This is a genomic window from Roseateles sp. P5_B10 (assembly GCF_056400485.1).
Genome location: NZ_JBFULE010000636.1, coordinates 1 through 3,082, shown reverse-complemented (window position 1 = coordinate 3,082; position 3,082 = coordinate 1). Strand labels below are relative to the sequence as shown.

Here is a 3,082-nt window from a genome sequence, read left to right as displayed (position 1 = left end):
CCTCTCGACGCGCCGATACTGCGAGTTCAGAAGCGTGGACGTGTCGATGGGCGTCATCACGCTGGCCTCGCTGGCGCCCAGCACGAGGGCCTTGGTCATCGCTGCGGTGGCCCGGCGCTCGCGGTCCTCGATGAACTGCGGCAGGCGGTTGACGACACGCGGGCTGGCCATCAGGTGGCCACCTTGAAATCGTCGGCGGCCCGATCGAACGTGTCTGCGTCACGCGTGATCGCGCGCACCTCGAGCGCACCGGCCGCGATGGGGTCAGGGTTGGAGATCTCTCCGATCAGCACCCTGTCGCCCTGCTTGATGTCAGCGCGCTCCGTGTACAGGATCTGCCGGGTCGTGAACTCGACGCCCTTCCCGTCCACCATGCGCACCGACTCGGCGCTGTAGTCGCAGGCGAAGACCTCCGGCGGGCCAAATGTCTCGCGCTGAGTCCAGTCGTCGCGACCCAGCCAGGGCCAGAGGGTGGCCTTGGCGGTGTAGCTCCAATTCGCTGCTGCTGACATCAAAGCGCACCGGCAAGGGATTGGAGGTCAGACGCCAGCCACCATGCGCAAGAGCGTCGCAAACGGCACCTCCAAGAGCGCATGACCGGCTGCGGAAAAGTGCGTGCGGTCGAAGCCCGAGGCTGGCTGGTATGCGGGCAGGAAGTTCGCCGGGCTGGCGCCATCGCTGGTCAGCGCATCCACGTCAAACTGCCAGCCGCCCAGGTTGCGGACGCGGGCGTTGTAGGCCTTGCGCCGGTTGTCATCGGCAAGACTCAACGAGCCCTGCGGGCCGGACACCTCAACGATGTGCATGGTGCCGGCGCGTTGACAAGTTTGGATCGCTCGCAGCAGGCGCGCGAAATTGGCGTCAAAGATTGCGTCGGAGCCGGCACCATCATTGCTCGTCCACGACGGGAGGACGGCGATAGCAGGCCGCGACCAAGGGATGCGCCGGATGGCGTTTTCAAGGTAGGTGCTGGTCTGACCCACCCGCGCCGAGTTGGAGAGCACGAAGGGCAGGCCGAGCGCTTGCAGCGACGTGATCGCGCGACGTGCGTAGCCGTTGAATTGCCCGCCTTCATTGGGCTCGACAGGGTAAGCGTTGGGCACGAAGCCTGCGCGCAGACTGTCGCCGTAAATTTCGACGGGGATGACCTGGCGYTCGCTGAAGAAGCGCACCTCGTTCGGGAACTGCCAATCGAAGCCGGCCGGCGCGTAGCTGCCTGGCGTGGCGATGAAGTCCGTGGCACTGTTCTGGTAGCCGCCCGCCCAGTCGGGCTCAATCTGCTGAATGGTGCCGCGAGGCGACGTGCTGACGTTGGCGGGGTTCAGTGAAGCGAACGAGCAGCCGGGCAGGTTGCTGGCGGCGAAGCCCCGAACCATGCAGAGGCGGTTCGTGCCGCCATCGACGCGCTCGAAGCAAGGCAACGCAATGATGTCGCTGAAGACGTGGCCGTTGATGGCGGCCGTATCGGCCGTGCCGCTGCCCGCCGCCACGCTGCCGAGCGCCACACCGCCGCCCGGATTGCTCTGGTCGTTGGGGTCAGTGGTGCCCCAGGTCACGGGGGTGAACGTGTTGTCTGTTGTGCCATCAGCAAGTTTCGGCGTGTAGCCATTGCCGTACACGGACGATGCTGCAACTGCCGCCTTGATGGTTGACGTAGCAGTCAGCGCGGCGCACACGAGCTGCACATGCGTGAAGCGGTGCGGCCAAGGGAAGCAACCGTGCGCCGTGGCATTGAAGCCGAAGTTCTTGCCGGCGGCGATAAGCTTGGCGCCCCCAACGACGCGGCGCGAGAGGTTCCATGCCCATCCCCCCTGGGGGGAGTACTGACCGCTGGACGCGTCGTAGGTAACCGGCGCTTGAGTAGGCGCGTTGTAGGAGCACGACCCGGAGACAGCGGTGATCCGCAGCCTGGCCGCGACGCCATACGGCCCGAACAGCACAGAGTTGGCCGTGACGGTCGTCGTGCCCGCGGGCGCGCCATACAGACTCTCCACCGTGGCTTGCCCAGAGGTGACGACTCGAACGGATTCCCCGACGTTCAGGAACACGTTGGCGTGGTTGCTTTGCGTGAGATCGGACATGAAATACCTCCGGTCAGCAGGTGACCATGAAAAGAGTGTTTGCAGTCGGGTCTGGACCGACAACAGCGGCCAGGATTCCGGCCACGTCCAGCGCGGCCAGCGCGCGGCGCAGCGCCTGCAGGTCGCGGTCGCTCACCTTGAAGCCGCGCGAGGCGCCCGAGGGTGCGTGCTGGGACGTCAGCCGGCGCGGGGTGCCGCCCACTGCGATCAGCGCGACGGCCATGCACTGGATCATGAGTTGGTCCGTGGTGCTGTAGCCGGCTGTGACCAGGTCCGGCAGATAGGGCGACGTCTTGTCTATGGCGGCCTGGACCACGAAGTCAGGCATCGTGACGCTGAGCGCGAAGTCCAGGTACTGCTTGGCCTGGGCCAACGTGATCAGGGAGACGATGGGCTCGAAGTCGAAGTCCACCACGGGCACACCGATCGCTGCGGTGCTGGCCACGCCCGCGGGCGAGACATCAAAGGCGCTCACAAAGGCGAATGTCGGCGAGCCAATCGCGGCCGCGCTGGCGATGCTGGCCGGCTGGATCGTGAAAGTAGGGTCGGGCCCTGGGCCGGACTCGTCCACGAACTGCGGAGCGAACAGCGCCGCACCGCCGGCGCTGAATTGCTGCTGAAAGGCCGCGACGCTCATGCGTTCACCGCCCAGGGGATGACGATGGCTCGATTGCCGGTGCTGCCCGGCGTGCCGTTGCCCTTGCAGGCGATCAACGTGCCGACCTGGCCGACCGACAGCGAAGTGCCTGCCAGCGAGACGTCAATCTCTCCGCTCGCGATGCTGCCGGTGCCGCGCGCCACGGCCGCCGCTGACAGGTCTGGCGGATAGGCGTCATACCAAGCCCAGGTGACGCCCGACTGATCAGCGATGGGCGTGGTGCCGTCGACCTCGAACAGCGGCACCGTGGCGCGGGGCAGCGCGGCAGTTGTGAACTGCGCGCTGTGGGCCGCTGTGGAGTCGTTGCCGGCCGCGTCGCGGTGCAGGTAGTGCAGGTAGTAGC

The 3,082-nt window shown here is 66.4% G+C and carries 4 protein-coding genes; all 4 read right to left on the bottom strand.

Going from position 1 to position 3,082, the window contains the following annotated elements; genetic code table 11:
- Nucleotides 1-170: 170 nt before the first annotated feature.
- Nucleotides 171-512 carry a hypothetical protein gene (locus AC1DU6_RS25205; RefSeq protein WP_477860426.1) on the bottom strand — a complete coding sequence of 114 codons (342 nt, stop codon included), beginning with the start codon at nt 510-512 and terminating at the stop codon, nt 171-173.
- 27 nt (nt 513-539) lie between these two features.
- A complete protein-coding gene (locus tag AC1DU6_RS25200) occupies nt 540-2,081 on the bottom strand; it encodes an SGNH/GDSL hydrolase family protein (RefSeq protein WP_477860424.1) in 1,542 nt (513 codons plus the stop codon).
- A gap of 13 nt (nt 2,082-2,094) precedes the next feature.
- Complete coding sequence (locus AC1DU6_RS25195) at nt 2,095-2,718, bottom strand: DUF7370 family protein (RefSeq protein WP_477860423.1); 624 nt, start codon at nt 2,716-2,718, stop codon at nt 2,095-2,097.
- The coding region (locus tag AC1DU6_RS25190) for a hypothetical protein (RefSeq protein WP_477860421.1) at nt 2,715-3,082 on the bottom strand (368 nt) is incomplete at its 5' end. The genes AC1DU6_RS25190 and AC1DU6_RS25195, both read right to left, overlap by 4 nt.